The organism is Microbacterium sp. NPDC058342 (genome assembly GCF_042723935.1).
In the GTDB taxonomy this organism is placed as follows: Bacteria; Actinomycetota; Actinomycetes; order Actinomycetales; family Microbacteriaceae; genus Microbacterium.
The window spans coordinates 28,995-53,677 of sequence record NZ_JBHXID010000002.1 but is presented as its reverse complement, the minus strand read 5'-3'; the positions used below and the strand labels follow the sequence as shown (position 1 = coordinate 53,677).

Below are 24,683 nucleotides of genomic sequence, written 5' to 3'. Positions count from 1 at the left end.
GCTCATTCTCCCGATCTCAGTCCAGCGGGTGCGTGTCGAGCTCGATCGCGTAGTCCGGCTCGACTTCGATACGCACGGTGCCGAGCACGCGCACGACGTAACAGTAGAAGGAGGCGATCACGACGATGTCGGTGAGGTTCTCCTCGGAGAACAACGCGGAGGCGCGCGTCCAGGCCTCGTCGTCGACCGTCCCCGGCTCCACGATCTGAACGGTCATGGTCAGTGCGGCGATCACCTCAGGTTCACCGGCGAAGGCCTCGGTGGAACCATTCGCCCACTCCGTGATCGCGCGAACGTCGTCCGAGTCCACGTCGAAGCTGCGGGCGATCGCGATGTGATGGCTGTACTCGTACGGTGAGTGCGTGAGGTAGCCGACCAAGAGAATGATCAGCTCGCGCAGCCTTCCGTCCAGCGTGCAGTCCCAGCGGATCCATTCGCCGAAGGCATGGTGCACGCGCAGTGCTCCGGGGCTGTTCGCGAGAGCACGGAAGAGGTTGATGGGGCGGGACATCAGGTCCCGGTCCTGGGGTGCGAGGTCCTGCGCGTCCCGGTACGGGACCCGCGCTGCGGGCTGAGCATGGAGCCCAGCCCACAGCGGGCCGATCCGCGTGGAGCGATCGATGGAGGTCATATTCGTCGTGCACCTACTCCCTGGCGTCCATGAGCTTGATGCCCTCGTCGCTCGCGGTCGTGGTCTTCTCGATCCAGGCCACGAGCTCGTCGTCGGCCATCGGGTCGGCCACGAATCCGCTCTTCTCGCAGAATGCGGCCCATTCGTCGCTCTTGGCGACGGCGAGCGCTGCGGCGACCAGCTTGGTTCGTACGTCGTCGGGCAGACCGGGCGCGGCGATCGTGACGTAGTCGGAGGAGTAAGGCACATCGAACCCGAGGCTCTCGAAAGAAGGACCCTGGGCGACGTCGTCGTACCTCTCGTCACCGGTGTGTGCGAGCACGCGCAAGTCACCCGACTCCACGAGACCCAGCTGGGCGGCGGCCGTCGGCACGGCGGCCTCGACCTCGCCGCTCATCGTCGCGAGCACGGCCTCGCCGGCACCACCCGAGAAGGGGACGATCGTGAGCTCGACATCCGCCTGCTTCTCCAGCGTCGCGATCACGAAGGAGTTGTTGGTGAGGCGACCCGTCGTTCCGACCCGCACCTCGCCCGGTCGCGCCTTCGCATCCGCGATGAGGTCGTCCAGCGTCTCGTACGGCGAGTCCTTGCCGACGACGAGGATGTTGGGCGCTTCGAGCATCTTGGCCACCGGCGTGTAGTCGTCGATGCCCTTCCAGGTGAGGTCCGGGTTCACCATCGGCTGCACGACGATGCCGGTGGCGGAGCTGATGCCCAGGCGCATCCCGTTGGGTTCCGCGTCGATCACCGACGCGAGACCGATCGTCTCGTCGCCGCCGGGCAGATTCTCTGCGACGGCGCTGGTGCCGAGCTCCTCAGCCAGCAGTCGTGAGAACTCGCGTCCAGCGGGATCGGTGGATCCTCCGGGCTTGTACGGGATGACGTACTCGAGTTTTCCGTCCGGGTAGCTCGAGGCCGCGTCTTCCGACCCGGGTTCGGCGTTGCCGCCGGAACCGCAGGCGGTGAGGACGAGGGCTGTGAGGGCGGCGAATGCCACCATGGATACTGTTCTCTGCTTCGGGCGCATCTTCGAGCCTTCCTGCCCCGGCCAGGTCGAGGCACATGGTGATTGAAGTGCTCTGAAGCTATCACTTGATGAACACAGTGTCCACTGTCTGATTCAAACTCCGCCCGCCGAGCTTGAAGCACAGGCGCTGAACATCACTCCCGCTCCACGCCTCGCCCCACCGTGCAAGACTGTGCAGACCATGCGATTCATCATCCGCGTCGTCATCAACGCCTTCGCCATCTGGGTGGTCAGCCTGATCCCCGTGCTCGGGATCACGATCCGGCCGTTCGCACCCGGCGAGACGCTGCAGCTCGTGCTCACGCTGCTGGCCGTCGCCGCGATCTTCGCGCTGGTGAACACGATCATCGGCACGATCATCAAGATCGTCGCGTTCCCGCTCTACATCCTCACGCTCGGGCTCATCTCCTTCATCGTCAACGGCTTCCTGCTCTGGCTGACGGCCTGGATCACGAGCGGCTTCGGCTGGGGCCTGGGCGTGGAGTCGTTCTGGTGGGGCGTGGTGGCGGCCATCCTCATCTCGATCATCAACGCCGTCTTCGGGGCGATCCTGCGTCCGCAGAAGAAGCGGCGGCGCTGAGCGGTCGCACACGGGTCTCGCATCCGCCGTCCCGGTGACGATCATGGGCGCTTCGCGCTGAACTCCATCCTCTCGACGGAGACGATGTCCTCGGCCTCGTCTCGCAGGCTCTCGTCGAGTGCGTCGATACGGGTGTCGCCGGATGCCTCGGCAAGACCCAGGGTCTCCATGTAGGCGTCGAAGAAGTGCGACTGCCCCGAGGTGAACTCTCCCCCGGTGGCGTACTCCCTCGACACCGTGATGCTGTCGGCCGACCCGGTCGTGCCGGCTGGGCCCCCTCCCGTGAGCCCCGACCCCACGGGATCGTCGGTGTGGGTGATGTGGATCAGCTGCTGATCGGCATCCAGCCACGGCACCGTCGGCGATCCGATGAGCGTCACCCGATCGGTCTCGTACAGCCCGCTCATCGCCAGGGGTGTCACGACCGCCCCGCCCTGCGAGTAGCCGACGACATCCACCTTCGCCCCCGGCTCCGCGCCGGCCATCTCCAGCGCCTCCAGCACCGCCTCGTACGAGGCGCCCTCCCGGCGGCTGACATAGAGGTCCCAGTTCGATCCCATGTCCCAGGGTTCCTCCGTGAGCGCAAAGCCTCGGGTGCCGTCGACGTAGACCTCGTACGACTCCGAGCCGTCACGGTGCTGCCGCTTCTCCACGGCGATCTGGGCGGTGGCCTTCGGGATGCGCTCGGCCAGCTGCTTCAGCGAGCGAGGGGCGCCGCTGACGTGCGTGCGCGCCACCTCTGTCACCGTCACCGGCGCGGCCGGCCCCCTCAGCCTCGTCCCCTTCGGGAGCATTCCGTACTGGTGCGGGTTCCGCCTCACCTCCGCCATCGTCGACGTCACGCCGAGCCCGATGCCCGGCCAGATGAATCCCACCAGCCGGTCGCCCCACTGGTCGAACAGGCCTTCCTGCGCGCTCTTCTTCCATCCGGCCGCGACGCTGATGGCCATGGCGTCGAGGCGGTCGTCCGAGGCGACCAGCTCGTCGATGCGCTCCTGCAGAACGCGGGCCTCCTCCGGACGCCCGATGCCCAGCAGCTCCTGACGGGCGCGCAGATCGGCGAGCTCGAACGCGTCGCCCATCAGTCGCGTCCCCTCCGCATCCGAGCGCAGTTCCGCGGCGAGCTCCTCCGCCCGCCGCGCACTGTCGGAGATGCCCGAGAGGTCCGTCAGCGCGACGAGAGCGGGAACCTGCCACAGCATCTGGTGGGCTCTTCGCGCGCTCTCGGCGACGGCATCCGTCCGGTCCGCGACCGCCGCCATCCGCGCGGCGACCGCACGCATCTCGTCCGGGTCGACGCTGATCCCGCCGCCGGCGGTGATGTTCAGCTCGTCGCTCACAGGATCACCGCCGCGACCCGATCACGGCACGAGGTCAGGTCGGAGCAGATGCCGGCGTACGCCGCATCCAGCTCGATCAGCACCCTCCGAAGCTTCCGCACCCCGGCCGCCTCCCACCGCGCGTCGGCGGCGACGCGCGCGACATCGGCGCGTGCCTGCTGCGCACCGTCGGCGGCCTCGTCGAGCTGTCGGAGCCCGGCGAAGACCGCCCAGAGTTCATCCGCCGCGTACGCGGTCTCATGTGCGATGGAGAGCATGCGAACAGCGTGCGGGAGCCGGACCGTGCGCACGCGCGCCGATCCCGCGGATTGTGGAGAACTTCTCGCATCCGATGATTGGGGACGGAAGTGCTTACCGGCAGAATGGGAGCCATGTCCGACCCGGATCCCTTCCGCGTCATCTTCGTCTGCACCGGCAACATCTGCCGGTCCCCGATGGCCGAGGTGGTGCTCCGCGCGCTCGCCGAGCAGCGCGGTCTGGGCGCACGCGTGCTCTCGCGCAGCGCCGGGACCGGCGACTGGCACCTCGGTGAGCGCGCCGACGATCGCACCCTCGAATCGCTGCAGCGCCGCGGCTACGATGGCTCCGCGCACCGGGCAAGGCAGTTCAGCGCGACCTCCTTCGCCGACAACGATCTGATCGTCGCCCTCGACCGCACGCACGAGCGCGTCCTGCGGGCCTGGGCGCGCACCGACGACGACGAGGGCAAGGTCACGCTGCTTCGCGCCTTCGACCCGCATGCGTCGAGCATGGACGTGCCCGATCCGTACTACGCGGGTCCCGCGATGTTCGATTCCGTGCTGGCTATGATTGAGACCGCGACGCGCGGCCTCTTCTCGCAGCTCGAGCCCGCCGTGCGAGCCCCCCGTACGACGCTCCGCACGATGCGGCGCCCCGATCAGGAGGATCTCCCCTGAGTTCTCTGCCCTCCCTCCCCGCCCAGCCGCTCAGCCCCCTCGACGGCCGCTACCGCGCCGCCGTCTCCGGCCTCGCCGACTACCTCTCGGAGGCGGGCCTGAACCGCGCCCGCGTCGAGGTCGAAGTGGAGTGGCTGATCGCCCTCACGGATCGCTCGCTGTTCGAGACGTCGCCGCTGTCGGATGCCGACAAGCAGCGCCTGCGCGCGCTGTACCGCGACTTCGGCCAGGCCGAGATCGACTGGCTGGCGGAGAAGGAGGCCGTCACCCGTCACGACGTCAAGGCCGTCGAGTACCTGGTCCGCGACCGCCTGTCGTCGCTCGGTCTGGATGCCATCGCCGAGCTCACGCACTTCGCGTGCACGAGCGAGGACATCAACTCCGCCTCGTACGCACTGACGGTCAAGCGCGCGGTCGAGGGCGTGTGGCTGCCGGCGCTGGATGCCGTGATCGCCAAGCTCCGCGAGCTGGCCGTCGAGCATGCCGACGCGCCGATGCTCTCGCGCACTCACGGCCAGCCGGCGACCCCGTCGACCATGGGCAAGGAGCTCGCCGTCTTCGCGTGGCGCCTCGAGCGCGTGCGCGGCCGCATCGCCGCATCCGAGTACCTGGCGAAGTTCTCGGGCGCGACCGGCACCTGGTCGGCGCACCTCTCGGCCGACCCCGACGCCGACTGGCCGACCATCGCCCGCGAGTACATCGAGGGCCTGGGCATCGACTTCAACATTCTCACCACCCAGATCGAGTCGCACGACTGGCAGGTCGAGCTGTACGACCACGTGCGTCACGCCGGCGGCATCCTGCACAACCTCGCGACCGACATCTGGACGTACATCTCGCTCGGCTACTTCGCGCAGATCCCCGTCGCCGGGGCCACCGGGTCGTCGACCATGCCGCACAAGATCAACCCGATTCGCTTCGAGAACGCCGAGGCGAACCTCGAGCTCGCCGGCGCCCTGCTGAACTCGCTGTCGCAGACGCTGGTCACCAGCCGGATGCAGCGCGACCTCACCGACTCGACGACGCAGCGCAACATCGGCGTCGCGTTCGGGCACTCGCTGCTCGCCCTCGACAACCTGCGCCGCGGACTGAACGAGATCTCACTGTCGCGCGACGTGCTGCTCGACGACCTGGACCACAACTGGGAGGTGCTCGCCGAGGCCATCCAGACGGTGATCCGCGCCGAGGTCGTCGCCGGCCGCTCGAGCATCACCGACCCCTATGCGCTGCTCAAGGACCTCACGCGGGGCCACCGGGTGGGTGCCGCGGAGCTCGCGTCGTTCGTCGAGGGGCTCGAGATCGGGGATGCTGCGAAGCAGCGCCTGCTCGCGCTGACGCCCGCCACCTACACGGGCATCGCCGAGCGCCTGGCCCGCTGAGCCGACCCCACGGGGCTCAGGCGGCCGGTGCGGGTTCCCCGCCGGCCGACGCGGGTTCGCCTCCGGCCGGTGCGGGATCGCGTGGCATGAACAGCAGCGCGACGAGCGTGAGCGCGGCGGTGACGGCCGCGCCGACGAACACCCAGGTGGATGCCGCGACGATCGTCGCCGGATCGTGCGGGCCGGCGCCCTGTGCGATGACCGCGTTCGAGATGGCGCCGAGCACGGCCACGCCCACCGCGCTGCCGGCGGAGCGGGCGAAGTTGTTCATGCCCGTGACGGCGCCGCGCTCGCCCCAGCCGACCGACGACTGCGCGGCGATCAGCACGGGAGCGGATGCCCAGCCCAGGCCGAAGCCGAGCACGAAGGCGATCACGGCGAGCAGATAGACGTTCGGCCACGGGCCGCTGACGGCGAGCAGCGCAGCGGCGACCGTGGCGGTGCCCATCCCGATCAGCGCCGTGCGACGGAATCCGATGCGCAGATAGAGGTGTCCCACGTTCGCGGCCGCGAGCGGCCACCCGAGGGTGAGCGCGGCCACGGCCAGCCCGGACAGGAGCGGGGCGATGCCGAGCGACCCCTCCAGGTAGGCGGGCGCGAAGCTGGTGACGCCGATGAGCAGCGCTCCGATGCCGAAGGAGACCAGCGTGGTGCTGAGGATCAGCCGACGTCCGATGAGGGCGAAGTCGATGATCGGCTCGGACGCCCGACGCTCCACCAGCGCGAAGGCGAGCAGGGCGAGCGCTCCGCCACCGAAGCAGATCGCGCTGGGGATGGACAGCCACGGCCAGGCGCTGTCGCCCTCCAGCAGGCCGAGGATGATGCCGGTGAGTCCCACGGTCAGCAGGGCCGCCCCGGCGTAGTCGACCCGATGCCTGCGGGTCTGCTTCTCCTCGTGGTACCGGCTGAGCAGCATCCATCCGGCGGCCGCGCACAGCGGGATGTTCACGAAGAAGATCCAGCGCCAGGCGTCCAGCTGGGCGAAGACGCCGCCCAGTGCCGGCCCCACCACCGAGGCGATCGCCCACACGCTCGCCAGGTAGCCCTGCACCTTCGCCCGTTCGGCGACCGTGTAGATGTCGCCCACGATCGTCATCGCCATCGGGCCGACGGCACCCGCCCCCAACCCCTGGACCACCCGGAAGATGATCAGCCAGAGCATGCTGCCGGCGAACCCGCAGAGCACGGAGCCGAGCAGGAACAGTGCGATGCCGAGCAGGATGACCGGTTTGCGCCCGATCATGTCCGCGAACTTCGAGTAGATCGGCACGCTGACCGCCTGGGCGAGCAGGTACACCGAGAACAGCCACGGGAACTGCTGATAGCCGCCGAGGTCGCGCACGATGCTGGGCACTGCGGTGGCCAGGATGGTCGCGTCGATCGCGATGAGTCCGGTGGCGAGCATGAGGGCACCGAGCACGGGACCGCGCGCGGAGCGCAGGCCGACAGAGGCTCGATCGACGGAGGTGGCCATGACAGGCTCAAGCGGGATCGGATGCCCGGTATTCCCGTCGGCGTGCTTCCCGCTGTGCCGTGCGATCCTGGGAGGAAGGAGGCGAACATGGGCGGCATCCGAAGGACTCTCGGCGTGTGGGGGCTGGCCGCGACGGCGCTGACCCTCGTCGCCTGCGCGCCGCCGGCCGTGGGCCCGCAGGAGGATCGGATCACGCTGGCATCCGGTCTCGACGCCCCCTGGTCCGTGGTGCCGGTCGGCGACGGCGCTCTCATCTCGCAGCGCGACGACGGCAGGGTGCGGGAGATGACCGCATCCGGAGACCTGCGCACGGCGGGCACCGTGCCCGGTGTCGTGGCGGGGGGCGAGGCGGGGCTGCACGGCCTCGCTCTGCGCGAGACCGACGGCATCCGCTGGCTGTACGCATACCACGGCACATCCGACGACAACCGCGTGGTGCGGATGCCCGTGACGGGCGAACCCGGCGCTCTGCGACTGGACACCGGCGACATCGAGGAGGTGGTCACGGGCATCCCGCGCTCGACCAACCACAACGGCGGGCGGATCGCGTTCGGCCCCGACGGGATGCTGTACATCGCCACCGGCGATGCCGGCCGGCGCGAGCAGGCACGGGACCGGGACTATCTGGGCGGCAAGATCCTGCGCGTGACGCCGGAGGGCGAGCCGGCGGCGCGGAACCCGTTCGGCACCGCCGTGTACTCCGTCGGTCACCGCAACGTGCAAGGGCTCGCATGGGATGACGACGGCACGCTGTGGGCGAGCGAGTTCGGGCAGGACACCTGGGACGAGCTGAACCGCATCGTACCCGGCGGCGACTACGGCTGGCCGGACCACGAGGGCATCGCGAACGCACCCGGGGTCGTCGACCCGGTGGCCGTGTGGAAGCCGCAGGACGCCAGCCCCAGCGGCATCGCGGTGATCGGCGACACCGTGCTCATCGCCGGGCTGCGGGGCGAACGGCTGTGGCGATACGACTCGTCGGATCCGGATGCCGAGCCGCGGTCGTTCCTCGAGGGCGAGTTCGGTCGGCTGCGCGACGTCGTCGCGGGCCCGGACGGCACCGCCTGGGTGCTGACGAACAACACCGACGGCCGCGGGTCGCCCCGTGCGGGCGATGACCGCCTGCTGCAGGTGCGCCTCCCGGAGGAGTGATCAGCTCAGCCGGCGGAGGGAGTGCCGGATGCGCCGGATGCGCCGCGCTCGTCATCGGACGGGCTCTCGGCGGCCGCGTCCTCGCTGTCGAGCAGCACGGCGCGGTCGATCTGCTTGGTGACGTCGGCCGGGTCGACCGCGAGCATGAGCAGGGAGAGTCCGAGCAGCGTGACGATGAACGAGACCCCGCCGATGACCAGGCCCAGGGCGAGCGGCGTGAGGCCCTCGTAGGCGCCGCTGGCGATCGCTCGGTTGACGCGCTCGGTGAACGCTCCGGTCGAGACCAGCGTGACGACGGTGGCGAAGATGCCGCACACCAGGGCGATGCCCACGAGGTGCAGAGGACGGAGGATCTCGCGTCGCGTCGGCTTCTGGTCGGTCATGCGTGTCCTCCGTGGTCGGCCAGGTGGTCGGCGGAGGCATCCGCCTCGACCTTCTTCGTCGCGTCGGGCGTGAGGCCGGCGATGGCCTGGAACACGGCGACGATCGCGGCGTAGCCGCCGAACAGGCCGACCCCGATGATGATGCCGGTGAGCGCGGCCTCGCCTTGAGGCGTCGTGTACTCCTGCACGAACCCGGCGGGGATCAGCAGCAGCACGAGGGCGAGCAGCAGACCGAGGGAGCCGGTCACGATCGCATCGCGCGCCCCGACCTGCCCTCGGAAGCGGATGCCCGCCAGCAGCTCGACGAGACCGGTCGTGGCGGCCCAGACGATCACCAGCACGAAGAAGACGGTGTCGGTGCGGAAGGACGGCACGCTCGCGGCCATGCCGAGCACGGTCGACAGGGCGCCCATGACGACCATCGGCCAGCGGCGCCCCTCGTCGAAGACGATGACCGCCGAGAGGATGAGGACCAGTCCGGTCGCGATCCCGAACCCGCCGAACACGGCCATGCCCACGGCGGCAGAGTGGTCGGGGGTGAAGGTGATCATGACGGCGGCCACGGCCGCCAGGACGGCACGGCTCAGATGCACGTGACGCGCCGTGAAGGGGCGGGGTGTGGGGGGCATGACGGTCCTCGGATCGGTGACCTCTCCAGTCTACGCCGGGGGGCGAGCCGCCCGGTTCGGCGCCGGTCGGTGAGAACCTCTCTAACCTTGCATTGCAATACTTGCGACGCAAGGTTATTGTGGGCCCATGGCGGAGAACACGGAGCGGATAGCGACCAACATCCGCAAGGGCGTGCTCGAGTACTGCGTGCTCGGGCTGCTCGCCGCCGACGAGCGGTATGGCCTGGAACTCGCCTCCGATCTGCAGCGACGCGGGCTGATCGCGAGCGAGGGCAGCCTCTACCCGCTGCTCGCCCGCATGCGCGACGGCGGACTCGTCGACACCCGCACCGAGGCGGTAGGCGGCGGCCGTCCGCGCCGGTACTACACCATCACGTCCGCCGGACGCGATCAGCTCACGACGTTCATCGAGGTCTGGCGCGCTGTCGGGCCCGAGGTCGACACCATTATCGAGGGGGCATCATGACCACAGAGGACGAGTACCTGCGATCGGTGGAGCGGATGCTGAACGGCATCGCACCCGAGCACCGCGCAGCCGTGATCGACGACCTGCGGGCGCACTTCGCGGACGCCGACGAGGCCGGGCGCCCCGTCGAGGACACCATCCGCGGTCTGGGCTCGCCGATCGAGATCGCCGAGCGCGCGGCGGAGGAGTTCGCAGCGGACGCGGCAGCCGTCGACGTGCGCGCCGAACGGGCCTGGCGGATGCTGCAGGGCGCCGCCGTCGTGCTGGCGGTCGTCATCGGCGTGGTCGCCGCGTTCATCATGCCGTCGTACACGACGGGCGACGGCACCTCCACGCTCGTCGCGGTGAACGGGCTCTGGGTCGCCCTGATCGCCCTGGTGCCCGCGCTGGTCGCACTCGTGCCCTTCGTCGTGCCGCGCCGTGCGCGAGTGATCACCTCGGTCGTCGCCGGCGTGCTGCTCACGGCGATGGTGCTGATCGGCGGCTTCACGCTCGGCGGCTTCTTCCTGCCGACCGTGCTGCTCGCGTGGACCGCGCTGATCGTGTGGACGCGGATGCGTCGCGGGTCCGTGTTCGGCCTGGGCTGGCGCATCGCCGGCGGGGTGCTCACGGCGCTGCCGGTACTCGCCTTCCTGGCGCCCGTCTTCGGCGGGATGCCGGGGCGCTACGCCGACGGTGGTTCGGCGTTCGAGCTGAGCGCCTGGGCCTGGCCGTTCTTCGCCGCGCTGCTGGCGCTCGCCGTACTGATGACGATCGGCTACCGCGCGGCCGGCTGGGCGGTGACCGCGATCGGCGCGATCGTGCTGCTCGTCGGCCTGGTCTCGGGCCAGCTGCTGACCCTGCTGTTCGTCTGGCTCGGGGGCTGGTGGCTGACGATCGGCCTGGCCCACGCGGTCACGGCATCCCGTCGCCCCTGACCCGGCATCCGGGATCCGGCATCGGCATCCGGCCCCGACCGGCCGGCATCCGCATCCGGCCCCGACCGGCCGGCATCCGACCGGCCGGATGTCGGCGCAGCCAACGGATGTCGGCGCAGAACGGGCCCCTCGACCTGCATCCGTGCTTTCTGCCGACATCCGTAGCCGGATCCGACCTGGGTGGGCCGGACGGATGCGGGAGAATCGGCTGTGACCACTCGACTTCGCTGGCTGCGGCTGCGCCCGCAGGAGCTCGCCCTCATCGGCATCACGGCGATCTGGGGCAGCACCTTCCTGCTCGTGCACTGGGCCATGGAGCACTCGGGGCCGTGGTTCTTCGTCGGGTTGCGCTTTCTCGTGGCGGCGGGCATCAGCATCCTCATCTTCCGTCGGTCGCTGCGGGGCATGACCTGGACCGACATCGGCGCCGGCGCCTCGATCGGCGTGATGATCTACGGCGGATACGGCCTGCAGACGCTCGGCCTGCAGACCATCGACAGCAGCACGTCGGCGTTCCTGACCGCGCTGTACGTGCCGCTCGTGCCGTTCGCTCAGTGGCTGTTCTTCCGCCGGCGGCCGCCCGCGCTGGCCTTTCTGGGCGCGGGCCTCGCGTTCCTCGGTCTTCTGCTCATCGCCGGACCGGCCGCGCTGACCTTCTCGCTCGGAGTCGGCGAGACCGCCACGCTCATCAGCACCCTGCCGATCGTCGGCGAGATCATCCTCATCAGCGTCTTCGCGAACCGCATCGACCTGGGCCGCATCACCATCGTGCAGCTGCTCACCGCCGGGCTGCTCGGACTGGCCACGATGCCGTTCACCGGCGAGGGCGTCCCGGAGTTCTCCTGGGCGTGGGTCGTGGCGGGCGTCGGCCTGGGGGTCGCCAGCTGCGTCATCCAGCTCACGATGAACTGGGCGCAGAAATCCGTCTCGCCGACCCGCGCGACCATCATCTACGCCGGTGAACCCGTGTGGGCGGCGGGCATCGGCCGCCTCGCCGGCGAGCGCCTGCCCGCCCTGGCGCTCATCGGCGGCCTGCTGGTGGTGCTGGGCATCCTGGCCAGCGAGCTGCGCATCGTCCGGCGTCGGTCGACAGCCGCCTGATGGCGGCGCAGCCGACGGATGTCGGCGGATCCGGACGATCCCGACCGACATCCGTCGTCTCGACCGACATCCGTGGCCCGCCAGCCGCCGCACGGCATCCGGACGCGTCTACGCTCGAATCATGTCCATCCCCGCCATCGTCGCCCCGTCCGCCACCGAACCGCTCTTCCTCGGCACCATCGAGCGCCGCGACGTCGGAGCATCCGACGTGCGCATCGACATCCGCTGGGCCGGCATCTGCCACTCCGACATCCACACCGTGCAGGGCGACTGGGGTCGGCAGCAGTACCCGCTGACCGTCGGTCACGAGATCGTCGGCACGGTCGCCGAGGTCGGCGCCGACGTCACGAAGTTCGCCGTCGGCGACCGGGTCGGGGTCGGATGCCTGGTGAACTCCTGCGGCGAGTGCGCGAACTGCGCGGCCGGGCAGGAGCAGCACTGCCTGCGGAGCGCCATCGGCACGTACGGCGTGACGGATGTCGACGGCACGATCACCCAGGGCGGCTACTCCACCTCGATCGTCGTCACGCAGGACTTCGTGCTGCGGGTTCCCGAGGCGATCCCGTACGAGAAGGCCGCGCCGCTGCTGTGCGCCGGCATCACGACGTACTCGCCGCTGCGGCACTGGAACGCGGGCCCCGGCAAGAAGGTGGCCGTGATCGGGCTCGGCGGACTGGGCCACATGGCGGTCAAGATCGCGCACGCGATGGGCGCGGAGGTCACCGTGCTGTCGCGGTCGCTGGCCAAGAAGGACGACGCGCTGAAGCTCGGCGCCGATCACTACTTCGCGACCGAGGATCCGGAGACCTTCCGTGCCCTGCGGAACTCGTTCGACCTCATCATCAACTCGGTCTCGGCCACGATCGATCTGGATGCGCATCTGAAGCTGCTGGCCCTGGACGGCACGCTGGTGAACGTCGGCGCCCCGGCCGAGCCGATGTCCGTACGCGCCGGCACCCTGATCGGCGGCCGCCGCTCGTTCGCCGGCTCCAACATCGGCGGCATCGCCGAGACCCAGGAGATGCTGGACTTCTGCGCCGAGCACGGCATCGCTCCCGAGGTCGAGATCACGTCGGCCGACCGGGTGAACGAGGCGTGGGCGCGGGTGCTGGCATCCGACGTCCGCTACCGCTTCGTGATCGACGTCGAGACGCTGAAGGGGTGAGCTGATCGAGCATCCTGCGGCGGAGGTGAATCGCGCAAGGATGCGCTGGAACAGCCGATGCCCGCGCGGGCGCCTACGCGACGGCGCGAACGCCTTCGGTCACAGGCGGCGCCGGGCGCACCGGCGTCGGCGTCACGCGCGACGGCTGAGTCCGCGATTCCTGAGCTCGCGGCTCCGGCGCCAGCGGGGTCTCGGCACGCGACTCGACCGGCTGCGGCGCGCGCCCACGGCCTCGCACGAGCACGCGCAGCACGGCGCCGATCACCAGAGCAGCCCCGAGCGCGCCCACCGAGACGAGCAACGGCGACCACAGGTCGGCGAACGACGATGCCCAGCTCAGCAGCGCGCCGACGATCCAGACGCCGACGGCCCCGCCTGCAAGCCCCGCCGCACCCCGCGCGAGCGCGAACGCCACGATCAGCGCACAGATCAGGGCGATGACCGCTCCCGCGATCCCGATCGGCACGAAGACCGATGCGAGTGCGCTCGTCACTGCGAGTGTGGACATGTCACGACCCCCCGTCGTGGACGCGCCCCCTGCGCGTCTTGTCCCCCAGGTTACCCGCGTCAACCTGCGGAATTCCTCCGCCCGAAGAACGATTCGGCATCATCCTGAAGGATGACGGGTGCACGACGGCGCGCTCAGCGGCGGCGGATGCTGCGCGGCAGACGCAGCCGAGACAGGCGGGGCGGCACGACCGGCATCGGCGCCGTGTAGACGGCATCCACCACCATCGAGCCGTCGGTGGGGCCGATCACCGGGATCGGGGTGGTGAGCGTCGTCTCGATCGGGTCGACCGCCATGCGTGCGAGACCGCGGTGCGCGCGCACGTAGGCGGGGGCGAGCAGCGCGACCGCGCCGAGCCGACGCGAGCGGGTTGCTCATCGCGACCCCGCCGAAATCCAGCAGCGCGCCGAGCGCCACCGCGGCGACGACGCGCATGACCAGCTCGATCACGCCCGTGACCGTGGGGACGAGCACCTCGCCGAGACCCTGCAGCACCCCGCGCAGCACGAACAGCACGCCCAGCAGCACGTAGGTGACGCCGTTGATGATGAGCATGAGGTGCGCCAGCTCGACGACCCGGTCGGCGCCGTCGCCCACGAACAGGCGCACTGCGGGCGCTCCGAGCGTGATCATCACCACGCCGAGGACCACGGCGGCGATCACGGCCATCCAGATCGCCTGGATGGTGCCGCGCCGGATACGATCGGGGCGGCGCGCCCCGAGGTTCTGCGCCGCGTACATCGACGCCGCGAGTCCGAGCGATGCCAGGAACGCGGTGGCGAGACTGTCGACGCGCGAGGCCGCGGTGTACGCGGCGACCGCGTCGGCTCCCAGCGTGTTCAGCGCGACCTGCACGATGAGCGCACCGATCGCGATGATCGAGGCCTGGAATCCCATCGGCAGCCCGAGCCGCAGGTGCGAGGTCACATCGGCGCGCGTCACACGCCAGTCGGCCCGGTGCACGTGCAGCACGGGAACGCGCCGCCACACGTGCAGCAGGCAGAGCAGCACCGATACGGCCTGAGCCACCACCGTCGCGCAGGCGGCGCCGGCGACGCCCCACTGGAGCGGTCCGACCATGAGGATGACCAGCCCCACGTTCAGCGCGCACGAGATCGTGAGGTACACCAGCGGGGTGGTCGAGTCGCCGATCGCGCGGATGATCGCGGCGAGGTAGTTGAAGAACATGATCGTGCTGCCGCCGATGAACGTCACCTGCGTGAACACGGTGGCCTCGGCCATCAGCTCGGGCGGCGTCTGCAGCAGCCGCAGGAACGGTGCGGCGATGAGCGGGCCGATCACGGTGAGGATCAGGCTGGTGGCGGCCGTCAGCAGCGTGCCCGTGGCCACCGAGCGACGCACGCCCTGGGCATCCGAGGCACCGAAGGCCTGCGCGGTGGGGATCGCGAATCCGCTCGCCAGGCCCCAGGCGAAGCCGATGACCAGGAAGATCAGGCTGCCGGTCGCGCCGACGGACGCCAGCGAGTCCACGCCGAGCCAGCGGCCGACGACCATGGCGTCGACGAACTGGTAGAGCTGCTGCACGACGTTGCCGATGAGCAGGGGCACGGAGAAGGCCAGGATGACGCGCCACGGGCGTCCGGTGATGAGGGTGGTAGCCATGAGGTCCTGGAGCGGGATGCGGGCGGCCGGAGAGCGACGATGGCACCGCGATCGGTCGCGGCGCCATCGCGCTCATTCTATCGAAACGATTCGGTGCCGCACCACTCCGAGGATCAGGGAAGGTCCTCCACCTCGATGACCCCTTCGTCCTCGTCAGCGGCGTCCTGTTCATCCGTGACGACGCCGGTGGGCTCCGCGTCGAGCACCCGGTGACGGGTGCCCGCCTCCTCCGCCAGCCGCCGGCCGGCATCGACGGCCTCCTCCTTGGTGGCGTATCCCTGCGAGAGCTCCTCTTCGCCCTCCACCCGGTTCACCCATTGCCCGCGCTTGGACATCGTGACGACGTCGCCGTGGTCGCTGTCGCTCATGGTCTTCTCCCTTCCGCTCGCGGAACCGGCCAGCGTAGGCGCCGACGCGGCGATCGGCGAGGGGCTTGCCCGGACGGACGGCAAGGCGGTACGCCGGATCCATGACGCGACTGAGACGCAGCGATCCGCACGCGCCCGGGCTGGCCCGGGTGCACCGCGGTCGCGGCTTCGAATACCGGATACCCGACGGCACCCGCATCGACGACGACGCCGTGATCGCACGCCTGCGCGCCCTGGCCGTTCCGCCCGCCTGGACCGACGTCTGGCTGAGCCCGCACGAGAACGGACACATCCTGGCCACCGGCCTCGACGCGGCGGGCCGCCGGCAGTACATCTACCACCCGGCGTGGCACGAGCGGATGTCGCGTGAGAAGTTCGATCGGATGCTGCAGCTCGCCGAGGTCATGCCGGCGGTGCGAGGCGGCGTGACCCGTGATCTGCGCACCGACGGGTTCGGGCGCACGCGAGTGCTCGCCGGCGCCTTCCGCATGCTCGACGCCGCGCTGCTGCGTGTCGGGTCGGAGCAGTACGCGCGCGAGCACGGCAGCATCGGCCTCGTGACCCTGCGCGGCTCGCACGCCCGCGTACGCGGCGAGCGCGTGGTCGAGCTGCGATTCCCCGGCAAGAGCGGCCAGCCGTGGGAGTCCGAGGTCGACGACGTGGAGCTGGCCGCGCTGATCGCCGGGCTCAAGCGCCGCGGCGGTCGCTCACTGCTGCTCAGCTGGCAGGACGGGTCCGCCTGGCGTCCGCTGCGCGCCGGCGACATCAACGACGACGTGCGCCTGCGCACCGGTGGCGAGTTCACCGCGAAGGACTTCCGCACTCTGCACGGCACGATCTCCGCCGCGATCGCGCTGGCCGGCATCGGCCCGAAGGCCTCGACGAGCGCCCGGTCGCGTGCGGCGGCCCAGGCGGTGCGCGCCGCGGCATCCGTGCTCGGCAACACGCCGGCCGTCGCGCGGGCCAGCTACATCGACCCGCGGCTGCTCGACCTGTACGACGAGGGCGTCGTCGTCGATCCGACGCGGCGCGTCGAGGGGCAGCTGATCGAGCTGCTGGGCTGAGTCCTACCAGCCGGCCGCAGGATGTCAACCCGCTGTGCATCGTCCGACGCCCCTCATAACGTCGCTCGGACACCCCGATGAAGGAGGAGAGATGAGCGACGCACAGCGCGGCAACACCACGCACGGACCGAACCTCGACGAACAGCTCGAGCAGGAGTCCCGGGGAATGGTCCAGGGTCACGGGGCGCCGCACGCCGAGCCCTTCCGCGAGACCGAGCCGCTTCCCGACGACACCGACGACCCCGAGGTGCAGGAGGCGTTCGCCCGCGAGGATCCGGATCTGGCCGGCGACGACCCGGCCGCGGGGAACGACGCCCGCGAAGACGATGCGACGCAGGAGGACGACGATGAGCTCGGTTGAGGTGAGCGGGCTGGACATGCATGAGGTGCTCGCCGAGCCCGGTGCCTGGACGACGGTCTACACCGACGGCCCGCAGGGTGAGCCGCCCGGTGCGGTCGAGAGCAGGATGCGGTCGCTGAAGGACAGGCTGCGGGACGCCGGCGTGCCGGACGACGACGCGGATGCCGTGCTGGCCGCGCTCCCCGATGACACGGGCCTTCCCGCCCCGTCGGCACGCTGGCTGCTGGTTCGCGCGGGCGACATCGTCGCGGACGAGGGTTTCTCGTCTGCGCGGCGCGGTCTCGAGCGCATCACGCACGGGTCGTTTCCCGACATCGTCCCCCTGGTACGTCACCGCGGCGCTCAGCGGCGCATCCTCGTCGTCGAGACGGGGCGCGACGGCGCAGAACTCAGCCTCGAGCGCCTCGGACGCGCCGAGCCCGAGCACACCGAACAGGTCGAGGGCGATCAGCAGCCGATCACCAAGGTCAATCCCGGCGGCTGGTCGCAGGCGCGCTTCCAGCGCAGCGTCGAAGAGGTCTGGCAGCACACGCAGTCCGACGTGGCGGACGCGGTGGATCGCATCGTGCGCGAGCGCCAGCCTGATCACGTGTTCGTGACCGGCGACGCGCAGGCGCGAGGCCTGCTGCTGGAGAACATCGAGGGCGGCACGCTCGATCTCGTGGTGGAGGTGGATGCCGACACCCGTGCCGACGGCGCCGACGACCAGTCGCTCCGTGACGCGATCGACGAGACGGTCTCGATCGCGCACGACGACGCCATCTCGGCGGTGCGGGACCGCGCAGCCGAGCAGGACGCCCGCAACGGAGCATCGGGCCTGGCCGATGTCGTCGGCGCACTGCAGCAGGCGCAGGTGCAGACGCTGCTGCTCGATGAGCGGATGGCGGATGACGAGGACACGCTGCTCGCACTGTCAGCGACCCCGTGGGTCGCCCTGACCGCGGCCGACGCGTTCGACGCGGGTCCCGGCACCCCGGTTCCGGCGGTGGAGGCGCTCGTGCGCGCCGCCGTGCTGACGGATGCCGAAGTGCTCTTCGTCGAGGACGAGCCCGACGACGGGGAGCCGCGGTCCGACAGGGGCCCGCAGCCGCCTCGGGCGGTGCTGCGCTGGCCCGCCGCATCGATCACCGGTGACGCGCCGGCACAGGAGAACGACGACACGACAGGGAGCACCTCATGAGCAGCACACCGCACGACGACGAGCCGATCCAGCCGCCCGACCAGCCCGAGCACCCCAGTCAGGCCGAGGGCGAGGACCGTGGGCGCGAGGACGAGCATCCCGATCCTCAGCGGGCGCACCCGTCGCAGAGCGAGGGCGAGGACCCCGCCCGATCCGAGGGATGAGCCCTCACGCGTCGCGCCGTCCGCGCGCTGCCGCTGTCGAGGTGACGGGCGGGATCGTTCCGCTCGCGTGCCTGAGTTGGGTGATCAATGCCGCCTACGGCGCCCTGATCGCCACGGGCGCGGTGCGCCGGCGGCGCACCCGGTGGGTGCATCATGCGCTGTTCATCGCGACGTCGACGCTGACCGGGCTGTCTCTGCTGGCCGCCTTGGTCGAGAGGCGCGACGTCGCCGTCGTGCTGCTGCCGGCGGCCGCGGCGATGGCGGCCATGCCCGCGACACGAGGCGGCACGGCGCAGCACACGGCGCTCGCGCTGTCGGCCGCGCCCTGGTACGCGTCGGCCGTCATGATGGTTCGGAGGTGAGTGGATGGACTTTCTGGATGTGGTGCGCCGGCGCAAGACCACGAACGGGGGCTTCCTGCCCGATGCGGTGAGCGAGGAGCATCAGAGACTGCTCATGGAGGTCGCCGGTCGCGCCCCCTCGCAGCTGAACAGCCAGCCGTGGCGATTCGTGATCATCGAGGAACGCGACACGATCGACGCGATCGCCCGCATCAGCGGAGAGAGCATGACCGAGGCGATGTCGAACGGCACGTTCTTCGAGCGCTACAAGCCGTACTTCCGGTTCAGCAAGCGGGAGATGCAGGAGCGCCGCGACGGGATGCTCTTCGATCGGCTCCCGGCACCGCTGCGTCCCTTCACCGGCCAGGTGTTCACCTCGCGCGGGCAGAAGCTGATGAACGCGATGCGCATCCCGCAGACGCTGGGCGAGGAGAACCGCAAGCTCGTGGCGGGGTCACCACTGCTGCTCGGTGTGATGCTCGATCGCTCGGAGTACCGGCCGGGCGAGCTCTCGGCGTTCTACTCGGTGTTCAGCATGGGTGCGGCGATGGAGAACGTCTGGCTCACCACGGTGGAGCTGGGCATGGGCATCCAGTTCATCTCGTTCCCGATGGAGGTGCCGGGTCGCTGGTCCGAGATCGAGCGGCTTCTGCAGGTGCCCGCCGAGCTCGAGCTGATGGCGGTGTACCGGCTCGGCTACCTGCCCGCCGAGCAGCGGCGGCCACCGATCGACTGGACGAGCAGCGAGCGCAAGCGGCCCTCGCAGTACGTCTTCCGCGGCACCTGCACCACCCCGCAGCAGGGGTGGGACGAGCCGGTGGCGCCCCCGGCGGAGGCATGATGGAGGGGTGGCCGACACGCTCGCAGATCTGAACCGCATGCCGCACCCCCGGTTCGTGGAGGTGGGCGACGGGGTCGGGCTGGCGACGTATTCGTGGGGCGAGCCGGATGCTCCCGTCGTGCTCCTGGTGCATGGTTTCGCCTCGAGCACGCGCGACAACTGGGTGCAGACCGGCTGGGTGCGGATGCTCGAGCGCGAGGGCCTGCGCATTCTCGGCATCGATCAGCGCGGTCACGGCGCCAGCCAGAAGCCGCACGACGCGGCCGGGTACACGGTGCGCAGCCTGGCGCGCGACATCGAGTCCGTGCTCGACGCCTTCCTCATCGATGAGGCGATGTACGTCGGCTACTCGCTCGGCGCCCGGGTCGGATGGCAGGTCGCGCAGGACCTCGGCCTGCGCATCCCCCGCGCCGTGCTGGGCGGCGTGCCCGACGGCATCCCGCTGGACCGGCTCGACATCGATCAGGTGCGCCGCTACGCCGCCGACGGCACCCCCGTCAGCGATCCGGTCACCCTGAACTACATCGCCCTGGCCGAGCGGGTGCCCGGCAACGACCTGCACGCCCTGCTCGCCCTCGCCGAGGGCATGCGCGACTCGCGGTCGATCGACCCCGATCCCGCGCACGCGCCGCAGCAGCCGGTGCTGTTCGCCACGGGCTCGAAGGACGCCGTGATCGAGGGATCGCGGCGGCTCGCCGAAGCGGCCGGCCAGGCGCGCTTCTTCGAGATCCCGGGTCGGCATCACTTCAACGCTCCCGGGTCGAAGGACTTCCGCCTCGCCGCACTGGAGTTCCTGCGCGGCGCGTGATGCGCGAACCGGCGGGACGGCCGGGTCTCAGTCGCGGACGCGGGCGCGGCCGGTGAGTGCCCGGAGACCGGCGTAGACGGCGACGGCGACCAGCGCCACCAGGCCGAGCTTGGCGATGAACCACAGCAGCGAGAACAGTGCGCTCACCAGCCACCATGCGATCACGACGGCGGCGATCACGCCGAGGACGGTCCAGATCGTGCTCTTCGTCATGGCTCCAGCCTACGAGAGCTTCCGCAGGCGTCCGCGCACGCGCTGCCCGCACCGAGCCGTAGGATCTGGATGCGACGGTCATCCCGTCCCGACGCCGGAGGAGGGCGATGTTCGACGGCCCGCTCTCGGCATCCGCCTACGAGGTGCTCGGCGTCGCGACGACGGCGGACGAGGACCAGCTGCGACGCGCCTACCGGCTCAGACTGCGCGAGACCCATCCGGACACCGGGGGCGACGCGGCGCTGTTCGTCCGCGTGCAGCAGGCATGGGAGCTGATCGGCACGCCCGAGGACCGGGCGTCGTACGACCGCGGCCGCGAGGTCGTCTCGTGGGGCGCGCCGCGGGCATCCGCCGCGCGCGCCGGCACCCGGCCGCGCACGAGATCGTACGGGCAGGCGGGCGGATGGCGTCGGATGCGATATCGGCGGATGCTGACCGATCACCTCGGCCGCTCGGCCACGGACGGCGAGGCGTACGACCCCGCGGTGGTGCGCTCGGCGCCGTGGGAGGTGAGGCGGATGCTGGCCGACGCCCTGGCCGAAGAGGCGACGGCCGCCGCGATCGACGACCTCGGCATCGGCTTCACGGCCTGGCACGGCGTCGCATGCGGACAGGATGCCGTGCTCGACCACGTGGTGCTCGGGCCCGCGGGCCTGTACGGGCTGGTGTCGGAGGACTTCGGCGACAGCGTGCGGTTCCGGCAGGGCGAGGCGATCGGCAGCACGGTGGGCGGCAGCACGCCGGTGGCCGACCTGGTCGCGCGGGTACGCTCGATCTCGCGGACGGCTCGCGTGCGCTTCGCCGGCGCCGTCCTGATCCTCCCCGACGAGGATCTCGACGAGCCGGCCGTCGTGCTGGGGTCGGTTCGCGGGCTGCCAGTGGTGGTCGTGCGTCGCAGCGCCCTGCGACCGCTGCTGCGCGGCGGCATCCCGGGTGCACGACCGCTCGGGGTCACCGAGGCGTTCGACGTGCGCACCCGGCTGGTCCAGTCGGCGCGCGTCATCATGACCTGAGCACCCGGTACCGTGAGCTTGTGGATGCTCCTGACGCGCTGCCCGACCGCCCCGCCCCCGACTCCCCGCAGGGAAAGCTGGTGCTGCTCCGGCACGGCGAGACCGAATGGTCGCGCACGGGCCGTCACACCGGGCTCACCGACATTCCGCTGACGGCGCACGGTGAGGAACTCGCGCGCGCCGCAGGGGAGCTGGTGCGCGGCTACGACTTCCGGCTCGTGCTCAGCTCGCCGCTGCAGCGCGCACGGCGCACCGCTGAGCTCGCCGGACTGGATCCCCGGATCGATCCGCTGCTGGTCGAGTGGGACTACGGCGGATACGAGGGGCGCACCACCAAGGACATCCGCGCCGAGCTCGGCTACGACTGGACGGCCTTCGCGCACGGGGTCATCCGCGGCGAGACGCCCGGCGAGACCGTGGAGGAGGTGGCGGCACGGGCATCCCGGGTGCTGACCCGGGTGCTGCCGGCGATGGCCGAGGGCGACGTGGCCCTCGTCGCGCACGGGCACTACCTGCGGATCCTCACCGCCGTCTTCCTCCGGCAGGCGCCACGATTCGCGGCCTCCATCTCTCTGGACGCCGGCTCGGCATCCGTGCTGGGCTTCGCACGTGAGCAGCCCGCCATCCTCGCCTGGAACCACGGTCCGGCCCTGCCGACCAAGCCCTCCGAGTCCTGACCGCACCGCTGTCGGTGCAGCGTGGTTGGATGTCGGAATGAGCATCGTGGCTTCCGCAGACGGCACCCCCATCGGCTTCACCGCGGCCGGATCCGGCCGCACGATCGTGATCGTGAACGGAGCGCTGTCCACCGCGGCCGACGCTGCTCCTCTCGCACAGGCGCTGACGGACGCCGGCTTCCGCGCGGTCGTCTGGGACCGCCGGGCGCGAGGCGCCAGCGGCGACCGCACCGGTTCCACTCCCGACGACGAGGTGGCCGATCTCGCCGCCGTGATCGAGGCGGCAGGCGGAGCGGATGCCGTGCTGGGGCATTCCTCCGGCGCGGTGCTCGCGCTGTACGCGGCATCCCGCGGCGTGCCGACGGGCGCGCTGTTCCTCTCCGAGCCGCCGATCGACTTCGACGGGCAGGGCTTCGGCGAGGATCTTCCTGCGAGACTTCAGGCGCTCGTCGACGCCGGCACGCCGGAGGAGGCGGTGGCGTCCTTCCAGCTCGACGCCGTGGGCCTGCCCGCCGAGATGGTGGAGGCGGGCCGCGCGAGCGGGCAGCTCGCCGCACTCGCGCCGCTGGGTCAGTCCACCGTCTACGACGCCCTGCTGACCCTGCGCCTCAGACGCGCGGAGGGTGCGCTGCTCGACGTCTCGGTGCCGGTGACCGTGCTGCGCGGCGCGCAGACGTTCCCCTTCCTCGTCGCCGCGGCCGACCGGCTCGCCGACGAGATCGCGGATGCCGAACTGGTGATCGTGCCGGAGTCGATCATGCACCGGCCCGACCCGGCGGCCACGGCCCGCGTCATCGGCGAACGTCTCTGACTCCGCCGCCGCGGTCGCGCCGCTCAGTCGTGAGGGTGTGCCGCGGTCCCGTGCGGCAGGTGGCTGCGCTCGCCATCGTGAGTCACGATGGTCAGGATCTCCACCGGACCGTCGTGCGCGCCGATGATGTGCGGAGTCGTGGTGGAGAACTCGGCGGCGTCACCCGTCTCGACCAGGATGATGCGGTCGCCCAGGTGAAGCCGTGCGGTGCCGGACAGGACGGTGAACCAGTCGCGGCCGGCATGCACGACCATGTCCTCCGGCCCTGTGGGCCGGTCCGGAGTGATGCGCATCTTCGCCACGGTCACGCCGTTCACTCCCCGCTCGTGCGAGAGCAGCCACGTGGTGATGTCGCCGGCTTCGGTGGCGTGAGGGCGGATGACCACGTCTTCGTCCTCTTCTGATTCGATGAGCTCGTCGAGGGTCGTTCCGAGAGCGCGCGCTATCGGAACCAGCTGGTCCAGGGCGATGCGGCGCTCGCCGGTCTCGATGCGACTGAGGTTGGACGCGCTGAGGTGGCACTGCCGCGCCAGCGCATCGAGCGTCCACCCCTTCGCCAGGCGCATCGCCCGGATCCTCTGCCGGACGACCCGATCCACATCCAGTACTTGCTTCATAAGCAAGATCATATGCGCATGACGCACGACGCGGGTACTGTGATCCTCATGTCACCGAGAGCCGCTTCGCCGAGTCCGCATCACCACCACCCCACATCGCAGGCGAGCGCGCACGGTCACGGTCACGCGGCCATGCTCGACCTCGACGCGCGCGTGGTCGGCCATCTCGAGGAGCTGACGAGCTGGGTCGGCGGCCACCTTCGCAGTGAGCCCTCGAGAGTGCTGGACATCGGTTCCGGAAGCGGAACGGGAACGCTCGCGCTGGCTCGTCGCTTCCCCCGGTCCACCATCATCGCCCTGGACCAGTCCCCGGAGATGATCTCGCACCTGACGGATGCCGCGGCTCGGGCGGGCGTCGGGGATCGGGTCCATCCCGTCCAGGCGAACGCAGACGAGCGCTGGCCCGACATCGGAACGTTCGACCTCGTGTGGGCGTCCTCATCGCTTCATCATGTCGAGCATCCCGACAGCGTGCTGCGCACCGCGCATTCGACGCTGAGCTCCGGGGGGATCATGACGGTGATCGAGATGGACGGTCTCCCGCGCTTCCTGCCCGAGGACATCGGCTTCGGTCGCCCCGGCCTCGAACGCAGGTGCCACGAGGCGATGCGCCGGGCCGGATGGAACGCTCACCCCGACTGGGGTCCGCACCTGCAGCACGCGGGATTCGAACTCGTCGCAGAACGGACGTTCACGTACCAGCGAGACCCCGCGCCCGCGGACGCGGCGCTCTACGCGAGACAGGTCTTCACCAACATCCGGGGACGCCTGACCCAGCTCGAGCCGCAGGACCTCGACGCCATCGACAGGCTCCTCGACGACGACGCCTCCGGCTCGTTGAGCGCCCGCGACGACCTCGTCGTGCGAAGCGAGCGCACCGTCTGGGTCGGCCGCCGTGAGTGACACGGCCACCCGCACCCCGTAGAAGCCCTC

30 protein-coding genes and 1 pseudogene are annotated in these 24,683 nt (G+C 70.5%); 19 read left to right on the top strand and 12 right to left on the bottom strand.

The window, feature by feature from the left end; all coding sequences use genetic code 11:
* Positions 1–16 precede the first annotated feature (16 nt).
* Both ACFWHT_RS10230 and ACFWHT_RS10225 read right to left on the bottom strand, forming a co-directional pair.
* A complete protein-coding gene (locus ACFWHT_RS10230) occupies positions 17–631 on the bottom strand; it encodes a carboxymuconolactone decarboxylase family protein (protein WP_378828099.1) in 615 nt (204 codons plus the stop codon).
* Positions 632–644: 13 nt separating this feature from the next.
* Positions 645–1,631 (bottom strand): Bug family tripartite tricarboxylate transporter substrate binding protein, encoded by a 987-nt coding sequence (locus tag ACFWHT_RS10225; protein WP_378828098.1) that lies wholly within the window; start codon positions 1,629–1,631, stop codon positions 645–647.
* A 208-nt stretch (positions 1,632–1,839) separates the two neighbouring features.
* On the opposite strand from ACFWHT_RS10225, the gene ACFWHT_RS10220 reads away from it, so the two are divergent.
* Positions 1,840–2,238 (top strand): phage holin family protein, encoded by a 399-nt coding sequence (locus tag ACFWHT_RS10220; RefSeq protein ID WP_378828097.1) that lies wholly within the window; start codon positions 1,840–1,842, stop codon positions 2,236–2,238.
* A 41-nt stretch (positions 2,239–2,279) separates the two neighbouring features.
* Here ACFWHT_RS10220 and ACFWHT_RS10215 read toward each other — a convergent pair whose 3' ends face one another.
* Together ACFWHT_RS10215 and ACFWHT_RS10210 are read right to left on the bottom strand one after the other, a co-directional pair.
* On the bottom strand, positions 2,280–3,578 hold the full coding sequence (locus tag ACFWHT_RS10215) for a hypothetical protein (protein WP_378828095.1): 1,299 nt from the start codon (positions 3,576–3,578) through the stop codon (positions 2,280–2,282).
* Positions 3,575–3,835 carry a hypothetical protein gene (locus ACFWHT_RS10210; RefSeq protein ID WP_378828093.1) on the bottom strand — a complete coding sequence of 87 codons (261 nt, stop codon included), beginning with the start codon at positions 3,833–3,835 and terminating at the stop codon, positions 3,575–3,577. The genes ACFWHT_RS10215 and ACFWHT_RS10210 overlap by 4 nt, the downstream gene beginning before the upstream one ends.
* Before the next feature lie 105 nt (positions 3,836–3,940).
* Here ACFWHT_RS10210 and ACFWHT_RS10205 point away from each other — a divergent pair, with 105 nt between their 5' ends.
* Positions 3,941–4,495, top strand: coding sequence for a low molecular weight protein-tyrosine-phosphatase (locus tag ACFWHT_RS10205; RefSeq protein WP_378829464.1), 555 nt, complete (start codon positions 3,941–3,943; stop codon positions 4,493–4,495).
* Positions 4,496–4,500: 5 nt separating this feature from the next.
* Positions 4,501–5,874: an adenylosuccinate lyase gene (gene purB / locus ACFWHT_RS10200; RefSeq protein ID WP_378829461.1), complete on the top strand. Its 1,374-nt coding sequence runs from the start codon at positions 4,501–4,503 to the stop codon at positions 5,872–5,874.
* 16 nt (positions 5,875–5,890) lie between these two features.
* Here purB and ACFWHT_RS10195 read toward each other — a convergent pair whose 3' ends face one another.
* Positions 5,891–7,348, bottom strand: a complete 1,458-nt coding sequence (locus ACFWHT_RS10195; RefSeq protein ID WP_378828091.1) for an MFS transporter — start codon at positions 7,346–7,348, stop codon at positions 5,891–5,893.
* Between the two features lie 87 nt (positions 7,349–7,435).
* On the opposite strand from ACFWHT_RS10195, the gene ACFWHT_RS10190 reads away from it, so the two are divergent.
* On the top strand, positions 7,436–8,500 hold the full coding sequence (locus ACFWHT_RS10190; RefSeq protein ID WP_378828089.1) for a PQQ-dependent sugar dehydrogenase: 1,065 nt from the start codon (positions 7,436–7,438) through the stop codon (positions 8,498–8,500).
* Positions 8,501–8,505: 5 nt separating this feature from the next.
* Here the strand turns inward: ACFWHT_RS10190 and ACFWHT_RS10185 are convergent, their stop codons facing one another.
* Both ACFWHT_RS10185 and ACFWHT_RS10180 read right to left on the bottom strand, forming a co-directional pair.
* Positions 8,506–8,883, bottom strand: a complete 378-nt coding sequence (locus ACFWHT_RS10185) for a hypothetical protein (protein ID WP_378828087.1) — start codon at positions 8,881–8,883, stop codon at positions 8,506–8,508.
* On the bottom strand, positions 8,880–9,512 hold the full coding sequence (locus tag ACFWHT_RS10180) for an acyl-CoA synthetase (RefSeq protein WP_378828085.1): 633 nt from the start codon (positions 9,510–9,512) through the stop codon (positions 8,880–8,882). Before ACFWHT_RS10180 ends, ACFWHT_RS10185 begins: the two co-directional genes overlap by 4 nt.
* Before the next feature lie 127 nt (positions 9,513–9,639).
* Between ACFWHT_RS10180 and ACFWHT_RS10175 the strand changes: the two genes are divergently transcribed.
* From ACFWHT_RS10175 to ACFWHT_RS10160, 4 genes are all read left to right on the top strand, one after another.
* Positions 9,640–9,978, top strand: coding sequence for a PadR family transcriptional regulator (locus ACFWHT_RS10175; RefSeq protein ID WP_378828083.1), 339 nt, complete (start codon positions 9,640–9,642; stop codon positions 9,976–9,978).
* Positions 9,975–10,895, top strand: coding sequence for an HAAS signaling domain-containing protein (locus tag ACFWHT_RS10170; RefSeq protein WP_378828081.1), 921 nt, complete (start codon positions 9,975–9,977; stop codon positions 10,893–10,895). Before ACFWHT_RS10175 ends, ACFWHT_RS10170 begins: the two co-directional genes overlap by 4 nt.
* A gap of 210 nt (positions 10,896–11,105) precedes the next feature.
* The gene (locus ACFWHT_RS10165) at positions 11,106–11,996 is read left to right on the top strand and encodes a DMT family transporter (protein ID WP_378828079.1); all 891 of its coding nucleotides are present in this window, start codon (positions 11,106–11,108) and stop codon (positions 11,994–11,996) included.
* Positions 11,997–12,117: 121 nt separating this feature from the next.
* Complete coding sequence (locus ACFWHT_RS10160; RefSeq protein WP_378828078.1) at positions 12,118–13,161, top strand: NAD(P)-dependent alcohol dehydrogenase; 1,044 nt, start codon at positions 12,118–12,120, stop codon at positions 13,159–13,161.
* Between the two features lie 73 nt (positions 13,162–13,234).
* Here ACFWHT_RS10160 and ACFWHT_RS10155 read toward each other — a convergent pair whose 3' ends face one another.
* From ACFWHT_RS10155 to ACFWHT_RS10145, 3 genes and pseudogenes are all read right to left on the bottom strand, one after another.
* Entirely contained in the window at positions 13,235–13,669 is a 435-nt protein-coding gene (locus ACFWHT_RS10155; protein WP_378828075.1) for a hypothetical protein, read from the bottom strand.
* A 134-nt stretch (positions 13,670–13,803) separates the two neighbouring features.
* Positions 13,804–15,292, bottom strand: a pseudogene (locus ACFWHT_RS10150) (MATE family efflux transporter).
* Between the two features lie 113 nt (positions 15,293–15,405).
* Positions 15,406–15,660 carry a DUF2188 domain-containing protein gene (locus tag ACFWHT_RS10145; protein WP_378828073.1) on the bottom strand — a complete coding sequence of 85 codons (255 nt, stop codon included), beginning with the start codon at positions 15,658–15,660 and terminating at the stop codon, positions 15,406–15,408.
* A gap of 101 nt (positions 15,661–15,761) precedes the next feature.
* Between ACFWHT_RS10145 and ACFWHT_RS10140 the strand changes: the two genes are divergently transcribed.
* From ACFWHT_RS10140 to ACFWHT_RS10110, 7 genes are all read left to right on the top strand, one after another.
* The gene (locus ACFWHT_RS10140; RefSeq protein ID WP_378828071.1) at positions 15,762–16,724 is read left to right on the top strand and encodes a DNA topoisomerase IB; all 963 of its coding nucleotides are present in this window, start codon (positions 15,762–15,764) and stop codon (positions 16,722–16,724) included.
* Positions 16,725–16,815: 91 nt separating this feature from the next.
* Positions 16,816–17,085: a hypothetical protein gene (locus tag ACFWHT_RS10135; RefSeq protein ID WP_378828069.1), complete on the top strand. Its 270-nt coding sequence runs from the start codon at positions 16,816–16,818 to the stop codon at positions 17,083–17,085.
* Complete coding sequence (locus ACFWHT_RS10130; protein WP_378828067.1) at positions 17,072–18,265, top strand: Vms1/Ankzf1 family peptidyl-tRNA hydrolase; 1,194 nt, start codon at positions 17,072–17,074, stop codon at positions 18,263–18,265. The genes ACFWHT_RS10135 and ACFWHT_RS10130 overlap by 14 nt, the downstream gene beginning before the upstream one ends.
* Positions 18,262–18,429 carry a hypothetical protein gene (locus ACFWHT_RS10125; RefSeq protein ID WP_378828066.1) on the top strand — a complete coding sequence of 56 codons (168 nt, stop codon included), beginning with the start codon at positions 18,262–18,264 and terminating at the stop codon, positions 18,427–18,429. Before ACFWHT_RS10130 ends, ACFWHT_RS10125 begins: the two co-directional genes overlap by 4 nt.
* Complete coding sequence (locus ACFWHT_RS10120) at positions 18,426–18,791, top strand: hypothetical protein (protein ID WP_378828063.1); 366 nt, start codon at positions 18,426–18,428, stop codon at positions 18,789–18,791. The genes ACFWHT_RS10125 and ACFWHT_RS10120 overlap by 4 nt, the downstream gene beginning before the upstream one ends.
* 4 nt (positions 18,792–18,795) lie before the next feature.
* Positions 18,796–19,611 (top strand): nitroreductase family protein, encoded by an 816-nt coding sequence (locus ACFWHT_RS10115; RefSeq protein ID WP_378828061.1) that lies wholly within the window; start codon positions 18,796–18,798, stop codon positions 19,609–19,611.
* A 37-nt stretch (positions 19,612–19,648) separates the two neighbouring features.
* Positions 19,649–20,419 (top strand): alpha/beta fold hydrolase, encoded by a 771-nt coding sequence (locus tag ACFWHT_RS10110; protein ID WP_378829460.1) that lies wholly within the window; start codon positions 19,649–19,651, stop codon positions 20,417–20,419.
* Positions 20,420–20,446: 27 nt separating this feature from the next.
* Here the strand turns inward: ACFWHT_RS10110 and ACFWHT_RS10105 are convergent, their stop codons facing one another.
* Positions 20,447–20,632, bottom strand: a complete 186-nt coding sequence (locus ACFWHT_RS10105) for a hypothetical protein (protein ID WP_378828060.1) — start codon at positions 20,630–20,632, stop codon at positions 20,447–20,449.
* 107 nt (positions 20,633–20,739) lie between these two features.
* Here ACFWHT_RS10105 and ACFWHT_RS10100 point away from each other — a divergent pair, with 107 nt between their 5' ends.
* The 3 genes from ACFWHT_RS10100 to ACFWHT_RS10090 are packed head-to-tail and all read left to right on the top strand — an operon-like array spanning position 20,740 to position 23,133.
* Entirely contained in the window at positions 20,740–21,645 is a 906-nt protein-coding gene (locus ACFWHT_RS10100) for a J domain-containing protein (protein WP_378828058.1), read from the top strand.
* 20 nt (positions 21,646–21,665) lie between these two features.
* Complete coding sequence (locus tag ACFWHT_RS10095; RefSeq protein ID WP_378828056.1) at positions 21,666–22,322, top strand: histidine phosphatase family protein; 657 nt, start codon at positions 21,666–21,668, stop codon at positions 22,320–22,322.
* A 37-nt stretch (positions 22,323–22,359) separates the two neighbouring features.
* Positions 22,360–23,133, top strand: a complete 774-nt coding sequence (locus ACFWHT_RS10090; protein ID WP_378828054.1) for an alpha/beta fold hydrolase — start codon at positions 22,360–22,362, stop codon at positions 23,131–23,133.
* 23 nt (positions 23,134–23,156) lie between these two features.
* On the opposite strand, the gene ACFWHT_RS10085 is transcribed toward ACFWHT_RS10090, so the two are convergent.
* The gene (locus tag ACFWHT_RS10085) at positions 23,157–23,750 is read right to left on the bottom strand and encodes a helix-turn-helix domain-containing protein (RefSeq protein WP_378828052.1); all 594 of its coding nucleotides are present in this window, start codon (positions 23,748–23,750) and stop codon (positions 23,157–23,159) included.
* A 48-nt stretch (positions 23,751–23,798) separates the two neighbouring features.
* Here ACFWHT_RS10085 and ACFWHT_RS10080 point away from each other — a divergent pair, with 48 nt between their 5' ends.
* Positions 23,799–24,653 (top strand): class I SAM-dependent methyltransferase, encoded by an 855-nt coding sequence (locus tag ACFWHT_RS10080; protein ID WP_378828050.1) that lies wholly within the window; start codon positions 23,799–23,801, stop codon positions 24,651–24,653.
* The last annotated feature ends 30 nt before the right edge of the window (positions 24,654–24,683 follow it).